Consider the following 16,579-nt stretch of genomic DNA (forward strand, 5'->3'; position numbering starts at 1 on the left):
GAAATTTATTGAGGATTATTATTTTATGTTAAATAGAGTCAGAAATCTGTCTAGAAAATGTAATCAGTACTTAAAAAATTAGAATCATGCTCTCTGACGATTGTATTTAATAATTTCTTGTTAGAATCCGTCAATTTTGCGGCTACCAGAGACCTGATTGAAAATGAACGAAGTGCATCAAAAACAGAAAGTGTTCCTTCCGCACTGTCTTTTCTTCCCGTAAAAGGAAAAACATCTGGTCCACGCTGCGCCTGACAATTGATATTGACACGGCTTACAAGATTCACAAACGGATCAATCAGTCTGGAAACTTCCTGTGGGTCTTCACTGAAAATACTTACCTGCATCCCATGTGATGCATTTACCTGATAATCTATAGGTTCTTCTATGTCTTCAAACGGAACCACCGGGATCACCGGACCGAACTGTTCTTCATGGTACAGCTTCATATTATTATTAACAGGATACACTACCGCAGGGAAAACAAAAGACTCTTCGGTAAATCCTCCGTTTTCATTTAAAACTTTTGCTCCTTTTGCCAAAGCATCTTCTATACATTCTTTTAAGTAAGGCGGTTTATTCACTTCCGGAAGCGGAGTTACTTTTACATCCTTTTCCCATGGCAGACCGGGCTTCATTGCAGAAACGGCTGCGCTTAATTTTTGAGTGAACTCCTCGGCAATTTCTTTCTGAACAAATATCAGCTTCAACGCCGTACACCGCTGTCCGTTAAATGACAAAGCTCCAAGAATACATTCGCTTACTGCAACATCCAGATTGGCATTTTTAGTCACGATCGCAGCATTTTTAGCATCAAGACTGAGGATGGCACGAAGACGGTTCACTTTAGGATGCAGTTTTTTCAGACCGTTTGCTACTTTACTGGACCCGATGAAGGCCAGAACATTTACTTTTCCGCTTTCCATGATCGGGGTAATAATTTCCGAGCCTTTTCCGTAAAGGGTATTTACGGTTCCTTTCGGAAATGCTTCTTTGAATGCATTCAGTAACGGATAATGAGCTAAAACCCCATGCTTGGGAAGTTTAAACAAAATGGTATTCCCCATTATCAATGCAGGAATCAATGTTGTGAAGATCTCATTCAAAGGATAATTGAAGGGTCCCATACTCAAAACAACACCCAAAGGAGCTCTTCTTATCTGCGCTATGGTTCCTTCTGCTTCCTGGAAACGGGAAGATTCCCTGTCCAGATCTTTCAGTGCATCAATGGTCTGGTTGATATAATCTACAGTACGGTCGAATTCTTTTGTGGAATCAGCCAGCGTTTTCCCGATTTCCCACATGAGTAACTTTATTACGAGCTCACGCTGCTCAATCATCAGATACACAAATTTCTGCATGCATTTAATTCTTTCCTCAACTGACATCGTTGGCCATTCTCCAAGACCATTATCATATGCTTTTACAGAAGCTTCAAGAACTTCCATCGCTTCTTTTGGACTGATATTCGGGATGCTTCCCAAAAGTTTCCTCTCAAGACCATTGGCTGTAGGAATACATACCGGCGAATAAATATTTTGAACCTCTCCTTTCCATTCTACCAGTTCTCCGTTAAGAAGATAAACTTTCTGATGGATTTCGGGGACTTTATATTCTTCGGGAATTTCGTTTTCGTTTTTAAAAATATTCTGAAATAACGGCTTATTTACTGAATCCATAAATTTTTGTTTTTTGATAATTGAGTATAATTCTAAAATTTTACAGAATAAAGGTAACCGTTAAAATTGATTTTAAAAACAGGCAGTTGATAGATTTGTTCTATTTGACGGGTGTTTGAATTAAAATTAACGTTGTGTACCTAAAAAAAGAATAATTTTGTTTAAAAATAAAATTCATGGTATCAAGATTAATTTTCAGTACTCTGTTCCTTTTCTCAGTATTCAGTTTTGCTCAGAATACTGTTCTGATGGGAGGAAAGCCAGTACATACCTACTCTAAATTACCTGCGGTGAATAAAGCTGCTCCTAAGTTTACGCTTACAGACATTACGATGAAAGATCAGACTCTGGATTCTTACAAAGGAAAATATGTGATCCTTAATATTTTTCCGAGTGTGGATACAGGTGTTTGCTCTGCTTCTGTACACCATTTCAATGAAGATGCGGGCAATATCCCGAATACGGTTGTACTTTGTATTTCCAAAGATCTTCCTTTTGCCCAAAAGAGATTTTGCGGTGCGGAAGGAATCAAGAATGTGGTAATGCTTTCGGATTTCCGTTCGGATTTCGGGAAAACCTATGGTGTGGAAATTACAGATTCTGTAATGAAAGGGCTTTTGAGCAGAGCTGTTGTAGTAATTGATCCTTCCGGAAAAATTATTTATGAAGAGCAGGTTGCAGATATTTCGCACGAACCGAATTATGAAGCGGCAATTGCAGCTGTAAAGAAATAAGTTTTGCTTTGCAATAAAAAGGTTCCGACGATCTTCGATCGTCGGAACCTTTTTATTTCTCTATTCTCCATTTCTTTTTCGTAGTTATTACAATAACTCCGTTTTGAGCCTGTGAACCGTAAACTGCAACTGCAGAAACACCTTTCAGAACATTCATGGTTTTTATAGAATTGGGATCAACTTTCTGCAGATCATCGAAGCTGATTACTTTCTTATTCATTACTACCAAAGGTTTCTGATCATTTCTCAAACTTGCATTGGCTCCTCCTATTCTTATTTCCTGCTTACCTGAATTACTTTCTGGCATCGGATTAATAATTAAGCCCGGTACTTTGGAAGGAACTTCTTTTGTTTCGTTTTCTTGAGCCTTAACTAAAGTATCTGTAGGTACTATTGTGGTTGATCCAAGCATTTTTTGATCTTTTCGGCTATGAAATGTGGCAATCACTACTTTTTTTGGTTCTTCTGTCTTTAAAGTATCATTTGCAACATTTTGTTGTGCATTTACAGAAATCAAACCTCCCGTGGTTAAAATAAAACCTACTGCAAACTTCACAAAAACTGAATTGATGTAAGAATACTGAAGATTCCTGTTTAGCTGTGATTCATAAAAGTTTCCGCAAATATCCTCTGAGGAATTAGAAAACGTATTGATAATCTCTTCATCAGAAGCAATGGTGAAATCCCGGACGGTTTTCGAGCAAACAGAGCAGAATCTTCCTTTTTCTTCGGGTGTCATTGCTGCCCAGTTTTCGTGACATGGTTTTGGTATCGTGATTTTCATATGATCTTTTTATATAAAGATGCTTTGATTAGGGAAAAGGTTGGAAGTGTTTTAATTATTCTATTCTTTTATATTTGACAACCATGTTTAAATTAACACTAATTTAAACGTCATATGATATTAACAAAGAATTCCAAATGAATGATATATACAATTGAAAAGGCAAATCTTATTTCCGGGCAACTAAAAAAGTTTACAACAGGCTATACTCATCACGTTGTTGGTCATTATTCGAATATTGATTTTTGGATCAATGAAGTCATAGAAGCATTACATACGATTGACAATCACAAAAAAAGATTTGACAATATATATAATGCTCAAAAAAATTGGATTGAAGAGCACGGTACAGTTGTCTATGATTATTGTCCGGTGTGTAATGGTAAATGTGAATTTGGTGACGGAAAACCAATTTTACCTAAGCTGAAACATAAAACCGAAATAGCAGACGCAAGAAAAGATTTAGTGGATTCCGTCTATTTTTTCCTACTCCGCTGCTTTAGAATAGGGCTTTTAAACTATGATGAACTGAATAAAAAATGCAACTCAATCGGAATAGGCATTGATCCGGATGATTTGAAAAATATGGCAAAATGAAGAAATCATTATAAAAGATACAGTTAATTAAAACACCTATTTTCTTATTATTAAAAATAAAAAACCTACTATTCAGCAGGTTTTTCCATATCTAAAAAGTTTTAAAACAAACTTCCATCCAAAAATTCAAAAACATTATTTTTCACCCTCATTCAAAATCTGTCCATCTTTCAAAATAATATACTCCTGTCCTATTTTTTCAGAAAATGTTTCCAGGTCATTCTGTTCAAACTTTTTGGGAATATAAAATTGTTCATGCTCAAATAAACCGTAATGTATTGGGACCAATTTTCTGGCATGTAGAAGATGGGTCGCTACAAAAGCCTGTTCCAGATCCAAAGAAGCAGGAATCTGACTGAATTCTAAACCTATTATCTCAAAATTGACGACCACTCCATTTACAGGAAGAAATGCATAATCTATATCCGGATTTTCCTGTCCGAGTTTCCAGAACTGGTTGTGCCAGATAGTATCGCCACCATGAAAAATTTTCGTATCCTGATCTTCAATAATCCATGAAGACTGTATTTCACCTACTCCATCCATTGCAAATACAGGTTTAAATGTGATATTGTTTTCGGTAAAAACTTCATTCAGATCCAGAACAATCATTTCTGTATCTCCGGTATATTTTTTAACCCTTTCCGCCAATTCTGAATAAACAATCAGTTTCCCGTCTTTTTTAAGGCATTTTTCTATGATGCTTTTATCAAAATGATCCAGATGTAAATGGGTAAAAAGGATATAATCTGCCTGAAGGTCATCAGAAAAAGTCAGCAGGTTTTCCACTGCTTCACCCAGAACGGGTTTATAATAAGAGAAATCTTCTACAGCATCTATTAATACTGTTTTGCCGCCGGAAACAATCTTTATTCCGGCCCAGTTTAATTTTTGTATTTCCATATTTTTTTCACCAAAGGAAAGAACAAACGAAACCGTAAACAATAAACAAATGTTAATTAATTCTCTTTCTGATCCTGCTTAAAGAAATAGGAGTAATTCCTATATAAGAAGCCAGATATTTCAGCGGAATATGTTTGATATAATGGGATTTATTTTTCAGAAGATATTTATAAAGATCCTGTGGGGTATTTTTCAGGAGGAGCATTTCTCTCTTCATGGCTGCATTCAGTTTTCTGCTCAGAAAGTAATTCTGAACAAACCGGCATTCCGGATTCACGGCAAACATATCCTTTACCTCATCCAACCCGATTTCCCAGGCAAAGCCCTTATTGATAGACTCAAAAAATACTTCAGAAGGCTTTTCTTTAGTGTCTTCTCCCACTACAAATACTTCTCCGGGAAAATAGAAATCAGCAGATATTTCCTGATCCATATCTGCTATTTCTTTGATATAAAATTTCCGGACAAGACCTTCTTCAACAAAATAGACCTTATTGTTCGAAAATATTTTTTTCTTTGAAAATTCAAATTTTGTAAACTTCTCCCAGGCCGGATCTTCTTCATCAATATTCAGATGCGAAAAAAGTTTTTTATTAATACCGGTCAATGCTTTCATGTTAATAAGTTAAAATGTATCATTCACAAAATTCAAGCGTTTTATCTAGTTCTGTTCCTGAACCATTATTTTTTCAGAAAACTAATTTTATTCTTTTTTAATCTTCACCTCCGCCAATATAATTAAATTCCTTTGTCGAATAATGTAAAAACAATAATATCAGTAAGTCATCAACAGAATCATCTACCTCAATATGATAAATGGAATCTTTACGTTTATTTTTTTCTTCTTTAATTTCTATTAATAATTTCCCTTTTTCAGATAACTGATTCGTTTTATCTAATTTGAAATAATAAATTCTGACATCTGCCCCGGATTTAATGATTCTTTCTTTCTGCAAATCTGTAAAATAAATGATTCTTTTAGCATCAGAAAGCTCCACATCATTTTTAAGAAATCCAACATTTTTTATATCGTAACTTCTGGAATTAAAAATAATGTAGTACTCCGAATAAAAAATCTTATTCATTTCTACAATTCTTCCGATCTCTTTTTTATCCTCTGAAATTAAAACAAATTGCTTATTAATAATCTGGGCCGTATATTTTTTCATACTGTAGTAATGACAACTTCAGATAGTTTTGAATAAAAATAAAAAAACTTTGCTATATAAATACAGCAAAGTTCATTCTTATATAATATAATTTTTTTGCTTAAAACAGGCTCTCATCCACAAAATTCGGAAGCGTCACTTTCAGATTCGGTTCTGCTTCCATAGCTCTTTTAATGGCGAAAACAGCGCCTTCATTTCTGGCCCAGCTTCTTCTTGAAATTCCGTTGTTTACGTCCCAGAAGAGCATAGATTTTAATCTTCTGTCCGCTTCTGCACTTCCGTCAAGCAGCATTCCGAAACCTCCGTTAATTACTTCGCCCCAGCCGACTCCGCCACCATTATGGATAGAAACCCATGTAGCGCCGCGGAAGCTGTCACCAATCACGTTATGAATTGCCATATCGGCCGTAAATCTTGAACCGTCATAGATATTGGAAGTCTCTCTGTAAGGCGAATCCGTACCGGAAACATCATGATGATCCCTTCCTAAAACTACAGGCCCGATCTCACCATTTTTAATAGCATTGTTGAATGCTTCAGCAATCTTCATTCTTCCTTCTGAATCTGCATAAAGGATTCTAGCCTGTGAACCTACAACCAGTTTGTTTTCCTTAGCACCTTTGATCCACTGAATATTGTCTTTCATCTGCTGCTGGATCTCTTCAGGAGAGTTTTTCACCATTTCTTCCAATACAGCGCATGCAATGTCATCCGTTTTCTGCAGGTCTTCCGGCTTTCCGCTTGTACATACCCAACGGAATGGTCCGAAACCATAATCGAAACACATAGGCCCCATAATATCCTGAACATAACTTGGATATTTAAATTCTCTTCCCAGACTAGGATTTTCAGCCATTACATCTGCTCCGGCTCTTGAAGCCTCCAGTAAAAAAGCGTTTCCGTAATCAAAGAAATAGGTTCCTTTCTGTGTATGCTTATTGATGGCAGCGGCGTGTCTTCTTAACGTTTCCTGAACTTTCTCTTTGAATAATTCAGGTTCCTCAGCCATCATCCTGTTTGATTCCTCGAAAGTCTGTCCGACCGGATAATATCCTCCCGCCCATGGATTGTGAAGGGATGTCTGGTCAGATCCTATATCAATCTTTAAATTCTTCTCATCGAATTTTTCCCAAACCTCAACAATATTTCCAAGGTAAGCCAGAGAAACTGTTTCTTTGTTTTCCTGGGCTTCTTTTACCCTTTCCACCAGTTCATCAAGGTTTTCATGAATTTCATTCACCCACTTCTGATCGTGACGGATTCTAGTGATCTTCGGATTTACTTCTGCACAAACAGTGACGCAGCCTGCAATATTTCCTGCTTTTGGCTGTGCACCGCTCATTCCTCCCAATCCTGAAGTCACAAAAAGACCTCCTTTCGGTTCTTTCTTTATTTTTCTGAAAGCATTCAGAACAGTAATCGTCGTACCGTGAACAATTCCCTGAGGGCCAATATACATATAGCTTCCCGCGGTCATCTGCCCATATTGAGTAACACCTAAGGCATTGAATTTCTCCCAATCATCCGGTTTAGAATAGTTAGGAATCATCATTCCATTCGTTACCACAACTCTTGGTGCATCTTTGTGTGAAGGAAATAATCCCATCGGATGCCCTGAATACATAGTAAGGGTTTGCTCATCTGTCATTTCCGAAAGATACTTCATTGTCAGAAGATACTGTGCCCAGTTGGAAAAAACCGCCCCGTTACCACCATAAGTTATAAGTTCATGCGGGTGCTGTGCCACGGCATAATCAAGATTATTCTGGATCATCAGCATAATGGCTTTTGCCTGCTCAGATTTTCCGGGATATTCTTCAATAGATCTCGCCTTCATTTCATAATCCGGACGAAAACGGTACATATAAATTCTCCCGTATTTCTCCAGTTCCTCCTTAAATTCCGGCAATAACTCTGCATGAAACTTCGGATCGAAATAACGTAATGCGTTTTTAAGAGCAAGCTTCTTTTCTTCTTCCCCTAAAATTTCTTTACGCTTCGGTGCATGGTTGATATTGGTTTCGTACGGTTTAGGCTGTGGCAGCTGATCAGGAATCCCCTGCTGTATCTGTTCTTGAAATGTCATATTGCTATTTAAAGTTCAATGTTTAGAATGAATGTTTGAAGTTTTAAAGATATTCAAATTAGAAAATATAAGCAAGGAAAAGGCAAATTTGCTGATGATCCTGCTATATCTGATCATTTTCCTATATTAGAATTACCAACTAAATATTCCCCTCCCCTGGAGGGGTGGATTTCAAAATTCAAGGAATTTTGGAAGACGGGGTGGTTCCAAAATACTGAATAATAAAATATTCCAGATCCTTCATTACTATCGTCATGTTATTTCTTATATCAAAATCCGAAATTCTAAAAACAATAAGTCCCAAAGACTCCAAATATTCCTGCCTGATCCCATCATAAACAATTTTCTCCTCATGACTACCACCATCAATTTCAATAACCAAACCCAAAGTTTTCACATAAAAGTCTACAATATAATTTCCTATTATTCTCTGTCTGTCAAAATCTATATCATGGAATGTTCCAGCTCTTACCTTTTTCCAAAAGAGAACTTCACCGAGAATGCCTGCTTTGCGTTTTTCTTTCAGTAAGACTTTTAAATAGGGATTAAAGGGTAATTTTTCTACGAAGTTTCTGTGGATGGGAACGCCGTTGATGTGTGTTAGTATTTCTTTCATTTGTTTTTGTTTTTTTTGTTTTTAACTACCCCGTCTTCTCCTTTCAGTCGAATCCACCCCTCCAAAGGAGGGGAATGATATTTCCCCGAAAACGGATAGCTTTCAAAAATAAAAAACCTCACTGAAAATCAGTAAGGTAAATATATTTATACGTCAAAAAAATTTAAGTTAAAACATCATCATTTTCTTCCTCATGATCATCATCATTATCACTTAAGCTCCAATAGTTGTTTTCCTCGTCTTCAGAACCTATTTCTTCCATATCGTCATCATCTTCAGTTCCGGGAATATCAAGTCCTTTATCTATTTTATCATCATCTTCTTCATCCAGAATGGGATTTCCGTCACCGTCGAGGGGAATATGTTTTTCTTTATTGAATATATCTTCGCTGGGACTGTAATCCATTTCTTCCAGCTTTCTGTTTTGTTCATTGGTGTTGTCTTCAGGTATCATAACGTTTTGTATTTTGGGTTTATGTATAGAGAACAAAAATAATTCCAAGCTGCTATGAATTTTCAGAATATACTTCTGGATTTGCACAATAAGGAATTCTTTCTCCTTTGAAAAAAGCAATGATGTTTTCGGCAGCAATCTTTGCCATTCCTGTTCTCGCTTCAATAGTTGCAGAGCCTATATGTGGCAGTACACAGACATTGGAAAGTTCCAGCAGTGGACTTTCCTTAGACATGGGTTCAGGATTGGTTACATCTAAGCCTGCTCCCCAAATTTGCTTTGAAACTAAAGCTTCATACAGATCATTTTCATTCTGGAAACCTCCTCTCGCCGTGTTGATAAAAATGGCATTCTTTTTCATCTTCTCGAAAACAGGTCCGTTGAAAAGGTCTTTCTGCTCAGGGGTAAAATTGGCATGAATACTCAATACATCGGATTGCTCTATAAGTTCTTCAAAAGAAACATACTTTGCATTCAATTCCTTTTCCGCTTCCTCATTCTGGTGGCGGTTGTGATAAATAATGTTCATATCAAAGGCTGCCCGGGATTTTTTAGCCATTTCAAATCCTATTCTCCCTAATCCCAATATTCCTAAGGTTTTTCTATATAATTCCTGTCCTAATGCATGTAGAGGATCAAAATCTCCCCAATTACCGTCTTTTACCTTCTGAAAATTAGAGCTTGCCCTTCTTGCTACAGACTGCATCAACAGAAAAGCCACATCGGAAGTCGCCTTACTAAGCACATCTGGTGTATTTCCCACCGGAATATTTCTGTGATTAGCTTCTTTGATATCCACATGATCGAAACCTACAGAATATAAAGCGATTGTCTTTATATTCGGGCATTGGTCAAAAAAATCTCTGTCGTATTTAAATTCTGCACCAACGCTTAAAATCGCATCGTTACTCTGACAATGAATGAGCCATTCTTCGTGAGACAAATTTTCATGTCCGGGAATAAAAACTTCCAGTCCGGCTTCTTTCAGCATATCAATCCCTTCTTGTGGAATTCTTTTACTTACAAATACTTTCATTATCTATTTCTGATTTAATTTCGTTTCAAATTTCTCACTAAAAAACCTCACTCCTGTTAAAAGTGAGGTTCTTTAACTTAATTATTAAAAATTATTGATCTTCGTCTGAATGATCCTGATTTTTGTTCCAGGCTTCTGAAGCCATTTCCTGAATTTCATCCCAGACATTCTTTGCCGATTTCTGGGCATGAGCCACAAATCCCTGTTTAGTTGCTTCCTGATTCTTAGTTTTCATATCATGCATATAATCCTTTACCTGCTGGGAATAGCTCTCCACATGATATCCCGGATTATTATGTAGATTTTTCTGAATATTACTAAAATCATGTGATGATTTGAATCTATTCGTATCCATAATAATAAAAATTTAAGTGATTAGGTTTTAGACTGAATCCAATTACCATTCCGAAGCGGTCTTAAAATGTATTAAAATAGAATAAAAAAATGTTTTTTTTAACCACAAATGACACAAAAGTTTTTGAAAATTTGAAGTTTAAATTCCTACTGTTACGAAGTATATTTAGGCTTAAAAAACAATAATTTTAAAAGAAATCTGTGATATCTGTCCAATCTGCAAGAAATTAATGAAAACCTTTTGTATCAAAAAAATGATCAATGATTTGTGTCTCCCAACATAGGAACGAATTTATAGGCTCCGAATTCTTCTTTTTCAAACTGGGTAGGGCTGGTCTTGGTAAATCTGTATAAAATCTGTTCATCAGTCGGACCTAACGGAATTACCATTATTCCACCTACGTTCAATTGTTTCAATAATTCCGTAGGTAAAACTGAAGCTCCGCACGTTACAATAATCTTGTCAAACGGAGCAAAAGTAGGAAGTCCTGCAAAACCATCCCCGAAACTCTGGAATTTTGGATTCAAATGCAGCTCACGGAATTTTTTCTTTGAAAAATCAAAAAGATCTTTTTGTCTTTCCACAGTATAAACCAAAGCTTTCATCGCCAGTAAAACTGCAGTCTGATATCCACACCCTGTCCCTATTTCCAGAACCTTTTCTCCCGGTTTTACCTGCAGCAGCTCAGATTGTTCCGCTACGGTTGAGGGATGGGAAATGGTTTGGTGGGATAAAATTGGAAAAGCCCGGTCTTCATAGGCAAAATCCTCAAAAATGCTTTCTATAAAAAGATGTCTCGGAACTTCACTCATTGCCGAAAGTACATTCTCATCCGAGATCCCTATTTTATGTCTCAGATATTCGACGAGGATCTTTCTTTTTCCTTTATGTACAAACGAATCATGCATCATTAGTAAGATAGTAGTTATTAAGTTTTGGATAGTATTTCTACAAAAGTAAAAAAACTATCAATATTTATCAACCTAAAATCCTTAACCTGCTTCCCAATAACTAAAATTCTTATCTTTACAAAAATTAAAAAATCTATGTTAAAAGCAGGTTTGGTAGGTGCCGGACATCTGGGAAAGATCCATTTACGACTTCTTAACCAGTCAGATAAGTACGAGCTGGTAGGTTTCCACGATAAAGATACTGAAAACGGAAAAAAAATAGAAGCTGAATTCGGATATAAATATTTTGAAAATTTTGATGAACTTCTTGAGCAGATCGATATGTTGGATATTGTGACTCCCACAGTCTATCATTATGATTATGCTTTAAAAGCTATTGAAAAAGGACTTCATTTTTTCATTGAAAAGCCGGTAACCCAGACGCTTGAACAAGCTGAAGAAATCCTTCATAAATGTCAGGAAAATGGTATTAAAGCCCAGGTTGGACATGTTGAAAGATATAACCCTGCTTTTATTGCCACTAAAGAATATATTAAGAATCCAATGTTTATTGAGATTCACAGGCTGGCGGAATTCAATCCAAGAGGAACGGATGTTTCTGTAGTACTGGATCTTATGATTCATGATCTGGATATTTTGCTGAGCATAGCTAAATCTAAAGTTAAAAATATTCATGCAAGCGGTGTATGTGTAGTAAGCAAAACCCCGGATATCGCGAACGCCAGAATAGAATTTGAGAATGGTTGTGTAGCTAATCTTACAACCTCAAGAATTTCAATGAAGGCTATGAGAAAAAGCCGTTTTTTCCAGAAAGACGCTTACATTTCAGTAGATTTCTTAGAGAAAAAAGCAGAAGTAATCCGTATGAAAGATGCTCCTGAAAATCCTACTCCATTTGACATGATTATTGAGAATGCGGACGGTGAAAAGAACCAGATTTTATTCGAATATCCGGATATTCAGCCTAATAATGCAATTCTTGATGAATTAAACTCTTTTGCAGATGCCATCACTGACGGTAAAAATGTGGAGGTTTCCCTTGAAGACGGTACAGAAGCTTTAAAGGTTGCTCTGGAAATTGTAAAACTGATTTCTTAATCCGTACACCTGTTTTAATCGCAGTATTATGAAAAAAATAGGACTTTTCTTTCTTCTGGTCTCATCGCTGGCAGTAGCTCAGAAATCAGCTTTGGAACAAAAAATAAACTCAATCACTAAAGGCAAAAAAGCAACAGTTGGTGTTTCTGTTCTGGGTTTTGAAAACAATTTCAAATTCAGTAAAAACGGAGACCAGAAATTACCTATGTTGAGTATTTTCAAGTTTCATATTGCCTGTGCAGCATTGGATCTTGTAGATAAAGGAAAATTGTCGCTTGACCAGAAAATATTTATTAAAAAGGCTGATCTGATGGAAAAAACATGGTCGCCATTCCGCGAAAAGTATCCTAACGGAAATATTGAAATTACCTTAAATGAAGTAATTGATTATACGGTTGCATTAAGTGATAATAATCTTTGCGATATCCTTTTAAAGCTGATTGGCGGTACAAAAACAGTTCAGCAGTTTATGAATTCCAAAGGGATAAAGGATTTCCAGATTAAGTACAATGAGCAGGATATGCATACGAAAGATTGGAAAACACTGTATGAAAACTACAGCACAACCAATTCTGCCGTGCAGGTCCTGAAGAAGTTCTATGATGAAAAAATGCTTTCCAAAAAGTCTACAGATTATTTAATGCAGATCATGCTGGGAACTAAAACGGGAACGAATAAAATTATTGAGCAATTACCAAAAAGTGCTCCGGTTGCCCACAAAACGGGTTCTTCCGGAAAAATTGACAGCGGTCTTACGATTGCTGAAAATGATATGGGAATTATTACGCTTCCCAACGGAAAACATTATGCAATTGCCGTATTTGTAAGCAATTCTATGGAAACGGAAGCCATAAACTGTAAAATGGTTTCTGATATTTCCAAGGCAGTCTGGGACGATTTTAACAAATAAAATATTAAGCTTATTTTTAAAAGCAGAAAATTGGCTCAACATTTATTAATAAAGCTATACTGGCCAAATATTGAAAATTTAACTATCTATAAAAAATAAAAGAAAAAATGATCAAAAACATTGTAGTTATTGGAGCTGGAACCATGGGAAATGGTATTGCGCATACTTTTGCACAAAGCGGATTCAAAGTAAATCTGGTAGATGTATCTCAGGATGCACTGGACAGAGGGCTGAAGACAATTACAACAAATCTTGACAGAATCATTGCAAAGGGAAACCTTACAGAAGAACAAAAAGCTGAAACATTAGGAAATATCAGCACTTTCACGGAACTTAAAGATGCTGCAGGAAGCGCAGACCTTATCGTAGAAGCTGCTACTGAAAACCAGGATCTGAAACTTAAGATCTTTGGGCAGATGGACGAATTTGCGCCTGCTGACTGTATTCTTGCAACCAATACTTCTTCTATATCTATCACGAAGATTGCTGCAGCTACCAAAAGAGCTGACAAGGTAATCGGAATGCATTTTATGAACCCGGTTCCTATTATGAAACTGGTAGAAATCATCAAAGGATATTCTACATCTAAAGAAACTTTCGATGCTATTTATGAAATGAGCAAAACGTTAGGAAAAGTTCCTGTGGAAGTGAATGATTATCCGGGTTTTGTGGCAAACAGGATTCTTATGCCAATGATCAACGAATCTATTGAAACACTTTATAACGGAGTGGCCGGTGTAGAGGAAATAGACACAGTAATGAAACTTGGAATGGCTCATCCGATGGGTCCGCTTCAGCTTGCAGATTTTATTGGTCTTGATATCTGTCTTGCTATCCTTAATGTAATGTACGACGGTTTCAAAAACCCTAAATATGCTCCGAACCCACTTCTTGTAAACATGGTAATGGCAGGAAAACTGGGCGTAAAGTCAGGAGAAGGTTTTTATGATTATTCTGAAAGTAAAAAAGCTGAAAAAGTTTCAAAAATGTTTTTGAAATAATTGAATGAAATTAAAGGAGAAAAATATCCAAATAGCAATGGTCATCATCACAGTTATGATGACCATTCTACGTTTTATATTCAATGAAAAAGGAAGGATAAACCCGGATTCTATAAGATTTATGAGGTTTGCCCATGTTTTGCCTGTCATAGATAATACAACAACTCCAGTTGGCTATCCTGCAGGCATCAAGTTATTTACCCTTTTCGGATTCGATGAATTTTGGGGAAGTAAAGCTCTTGGAATTACAGCTTATCTTTTTATCATTTTTTTCTGCTGGAAAAAAGATTTCTACAAACGTGAGGCTATTGCAGTACTAGGTTTATTCAGTTTTGTATCGCTGTTCGCCTATACTATGAGCGAGGCTCTTATTATTCCTTTTGTTTTTCTGTTTCTGTATACCGCCTCCCAGATCATTACAGGAAAACTTGAAAAAGGAAAAGCTGTTTTTTATCTTTCTCTTTCGTTAATTGCCCTTTATAATATAAGATACAGTGCATTATTTTTTATTGGAGGAACCGGTCTCTACGGCTTGCTATTTTTCAGAAAAAAATATTCGCCAGTATTCATTATTTCCGGTATTATAGGCCTGGCGTTTGTAGTGGCATATAAGTTTTTATTTATTGATTATTTTAATGAAAACTATATCAATCAGGCTCTGTCGATAGGACTCCATCCAACGTCTAAGCTTTTGACAGAACTTATTCAAGGATTAGCCACTTCATTCAATCCTTTCATCCATATTGCAAATCCTGGGGGAGGTTTCATCAATTACATTATCTATGGTATTGGTGGGCTCAATATTTTGCTAATGATCTATCTTTTGGTAAAAAACAAACTCTCCGAAACTGAGTATTTTTTTATTGTAATCAGTATTTCCGGCATTGTATGTTCTTATTTTATTCAGTATTTTTATTCAGTAATTTCTATTGATTACAGAATAATAAGTCCTTTCATCATTCCGGTGTGGCTGATCTATTTTAACAAATTATTCCGACTTTTCAATTTTAAAACATATCTTATAACGGTACTAAGCATACTATCAGGACTGGCTTTTACCTGGCTTTCTAAAGGAAACTATCTCGAAAACAGGAAAAAGGTTTCACACTTTTTGCAAAGTGAAAATCTGGATAAGGTTCCCATACAGTTTTTTGTTTTGAAAGAAGAAAATTTAGACAAAATACAGATTGCTGAACTTTTAAGTACAGTAAATTCAAACATAACGATAACCTTCAAGCCTGAAGATACACTTCGCAGAACTACACTTACAACGTATAAAGTTTTACAAAAAATTAAAATCGACAAGAACAAATATCAATAATTTTATTATCTTTGATTAAAGTTAAAATATTAAAAAAATGAAATTACCAAAGTTTTTATTAGCAGACAATTCGGAATTTCCTGAAGATTTATTCGTAGTTCACACAGAATATCCAAGATTTATCTTAAACGTAGAGGAAGAAGAAGTTGAATGGCTAGATGATTTGGAAGGAGACGATGAGGAAACCATGGCAGATGAGGCTACAAAAGTAGTGGAAGCTGCATTTAAATGGTGTGATGAAGAGTTGGCAAAGTACGACGAAGAAGAGGAAGAATAATAACTACCTAAACATAAAAAAGGAACTCAAATTGAGTTCCTTTTTATTTTTATTCCGCTTTGTTGAATTTCAACAGCAGCAGATTGTCTTTATAAAGTTCTAAGGTAGTTCCTGAAACCACATATTTATTGGCTTTCCCTACCATATCCATAAAATTCTGCTCAACACTCATATTGTTGCACATCATTTTTGTAGATCCCATCTGCCCTGCAGAGAAATCACCTGTTGAAGGGTCTATTTTAGCTGTTCCGAAATAGTTGTTGCATCCTCCGTTTCCATTGATCTTTTCGCCTTCAATATTAAGAGTAGGAACCTTACCTTTCACATTATCCGCCAATGTCCATTTTGTATTGGCCAGTGAAGGTTGTGTCTTTCCTACCTTAGATGCAGAAGCGCTGGATGTTGTACCGCACGATGCCAGAACGGCAGCCGCACATATACTTAAAAAAAGATTTTTCATTTTTTTCTTTTTGAATTACTCAAATTTAAGGAAATTATATTATTTAAACGGCTCGCGGAGGATTTTATTACTTTTTAAGGTTCTATTTTAAGATTATTTTTTAAATAAGAATATTATGGGAATTATAAAACGGATTATTACATGAAATTTGAAAATTCCATGTAATCTCTCGCAGATTGAGCAGATAA

The 16,579-nt window shown here is 35.9% G+C and carries 19 protein-coding genes; 7 read left to right on the top strand and 12 right to left on the bottom strand.

The window, feature by feature from the left end; genetic code table 11:
* Positions 1-50: 50 nt before the first annotated feature.
* Positions 51-1,679 carry an NADP-dependent glyceraldehyde-3-phosphate dehydrogenase gene (locus ACQWU4_RS03725; protein WP_429934418.1) on the bottom strand — a complete coding sequence of 543 codons (1,629 nt, stop codon included), beginning with the start codon at positions 1,677-1,679 and terminating at the stop codon, positions 51-53.
* 176 nt (positions 1,680-1,855) lie between these two features.
* Between ACQWU4_RS03725 and tpx the strand changes: the two genes are divergently transcribed.
* Positions 1,856-2,413 carry a thiol peroxidase gene (tpx, locus tag ACQWU4_RS03730; protein ID WP_429934419.1) on the top strand — a complete coding sequence of 186 codons (558 nt, stop codon included), beginning with the start codon at positions 1,856-1,858 and terminating at the stop codon, positions 2,411-2,413.
* Positions 2,414-2,465: 52 nt separating this feature from the next.
* Here tpx and ACQWU4_RS03735 read toward each other — a convergent pair whose 3' ends face one another.
* Positions 2,466-3,197 carry a TonB-dependent receptor plug domain-containing protein gene (locus ACQWU4_RS03735; protein ID WP_429934420.1) on the bottom strand — a complete coding sequence of 244 codons (732 nt, stop codon included), beginning with the start codon at positions 3,195-3,197 and terminating at the stop codon, positions 2,466-2,468.
* 141 nt (positions 3,198-3,338) lie between these two features.
* Between ACQWU4_RS03735 and ACQWU4_RS03740 the strand changes: the two genes are divergently transcribed.
* Complete coding sequence (locus ACQWU4_RS03740) at positions 3,339-3,794, top strand: hypothetical protein (protein WP_429934421.1); 456 nt, start codon at positions 3,339-3,341, stop codon at positions 3,792-3,794.
* 135 nt (positions 3,795-3,929) lie between these two features.
* On the opposite strand, the gene ACQWU4_RS03745 is transcribed toward ACQWU4_RS03740, so the two are convergent.
* The 9 genes from ACQWU4_RS03745 to ACQWU4_RS03785 all read right to left on the bottom strand — a co-directional run bounded on the left by ACQWU4_RS03745 (position 3,930) and on the right by ACQWU4_RS03785 (position 11,321).
* Positions 3,930-4,697: an MBL fold metallo-hydrolase gene (locus ACQWU4_RS03745; protein WP_429934422.1), complete on the bottom strand. Its 768-nt coding sequence runs from the start codon at positions 4,695-4,697 to the stop codon at positions 3,930-3,932.
* A 52-nt stretch (positions 4,698-4,749) separates the two neighbouring features.
* Entirely contained in the window at positions 4,750-5,313 is a 564-nt protein-coding gene (locus tag ACQWU4_RS03750) for a Crp/Fnr family transcriptional regulator (RefSeq protein ID WP_429934423.1), read from the bottom strand.
* Positions 5,314-5,410: 97 nt separating this feature from the next.
* Positions 5,411-5,866, bottom strand: coding sequence for a hypothetical protein (locus ACQWU4_RS03755; RefSeq protein ID WP_429934424.1), 456 nt, complete (start codon positions 5,864-5,866; stop codon positions 5,411-5,413).
* A 100-nt stretch (positions 5,867-5,966) separates the two neighbouring features.
* Positions 5,967-7,952, bottom strand: coding sequence for a urocanate hydratase (locus tag ACQWU4_RS03760; protein WP_429934425.1), 1,986 nt, complete (start codon positions 7,950-7,952; stop codon positions 5,967-5,969).
* 178 nt (positions 7,953-8,130) lie between these two features.
* The gene (locus ACQWU4_RS03765; RefSeq protein WP_429934426.1) at positions 8,131-8,568 is read right to left on the bottom strand and encodes an endonuclease domain-containing protein; all 438 of its coding nucleotides are present in this window, start codon (positions 8,566-8,568) and stop codon (positions 8,131-8,133) included.
* 163 nt (positions 8,569-8,731) lie between these two features.
* A complete protein-coding gene (locus tag ACQWU4_RS03770; RefSeq protein WP_429934427.1) occupies positions 8,732-9,022 on the bottom strand; it encodes a hypothetical protein in 291 nt (96 codons plus the stop codon).
* 52 nt (positions 9,023-9,074) lie between these two features.
* Positions 9,075-10,058, bottom strand: coding sequence for a 2-hydroxyacid dehydrogenase (locus tag ACQWU4_RS03775; protein ID WP_429934428.1), 984 nt, complete (start codon positions 10,056-10,058; stop codon positions 9,075-9,077).
* A 91-nt stretch (positions 10,059-10,149) separates the two neighbouring features.
* Complete coding sequence (locus tag ACQWU4_RS03780) at positions 10,150-10,413, bottom strand: prevent-host-death protein (RefSeq protein ID WP_429934429.1); 264 nt, start codon at positions 10,411-10,413, stop codon at positions 10,150-10,152.
* A 257-nt stretch (positions 10,414-10,670) separates the two neighbouring features.
* Positions 10,671-11,321 carry a protein-L-isoaspartate(D-aspartate) O-methyltransferase gene (locus ACQWU4_RS03785; protein WP_429935073.1) on the bottom strand — a complete coding sequence of 217 codons (651 nt, stop codon included), beginning with the start codon at positions 11,319-11,321 and terminating at the stop codon, positions 10,671-10,673.
* 138 nt (positions 11,322-11,459) lie between these two features.
* On the opposite strand from ACQWU4_RS03785, the gene ACQWU4_RS03790 reads away from it, so the two are divergent.
* The 5 genes from ACQWU4_RS03790 (at position 11,460) to ACQWU4_RS03810 (ending at position 15,931) form a co-directional block, all read left to right on the top strand.
* Positions 11,460-12,422 carry a Gfo/Idh/MocA family protein gene (locus tag ACQWU4_RS03790; RefSeq protein WP_429934430.1) on the top strand — a complete coding sequence of 321 codons (963 nt, stop codon included), beginning with the start codon at positions 11,460-11,462 and terminating at the stop codon, positions 12,420-12,422.
* Between the two features lie 28 nt (positions 12,423-12,450).
* On the top strand, positions 12,451-13,332 hold the full coding sequence (bla-A, locus tag ACQWU4_RS03795) for a CGA/CIA family class A beta-lactamase (protein ID WP_429934431.1): 882 nt from the start codon (positions 12,451-12,453) through the stop codon (positions 13,330-13,332).
* Positions 13,333-13,442: 110 nt separating this feature from the next.
* Positions 13,443-14,333: a 3-hydroxybutyryl-CoA dehydrogenase gene (locus tag ACQWU4_RS03800; protein ID WP_429935074.1), complete on the top strand. Its 891-nt coding sequence runs from the start codon at positions 13,443-13,445 to the stop codon at positions 14,331-14,333.
* A 4-nt stretch (positions 14,334-14,337) separates the two neighbouring features.
* Entirely contained in the window at positions 14,338-15,654 is a 1,317-nt protein-coding gene (locus tag ACQWU4_RS03805; protein ID WP_429934432.1) for a hypothetical protein, read from the top strand.
* A 37-nt stretch (positions 15,655-15,691) separates the two neighbouring features.
* Entirely contained in the window at positions 15,692-15,931 is a 240-nt protein-coding gene (locus tag ACQWU4_RS03810) for a hypothetical protein (protein WP_007845674.1), read from the top strand.
* Positions 15,932-15,980: 49 nt separating this feature from the next.
* Here ACQWU4_RS03810 and ACQWU4_RS03815 read toward each other — a convergent pair whose 3' ends face one another.
* Entirely contained in the window at positions 15,981-16,391 is a 411-nt protein-coding gene (locus ACQWU4_RS03815; protein ID WP_429934433.1) for an META domain-containing protein, read from the bottom strand.
* Between the last annotated feature and the right edge of the window lie 188 nt (positions 16,392-16,579).

This window comes from Chryseobacterium sp. MIQD13, assembly GCF_050496705.1.
GTDB lineage: Bacteria > Bacteroidota > Bacteroidia > Flavobacteriales > Weeksellaceae > Chryseobacterium.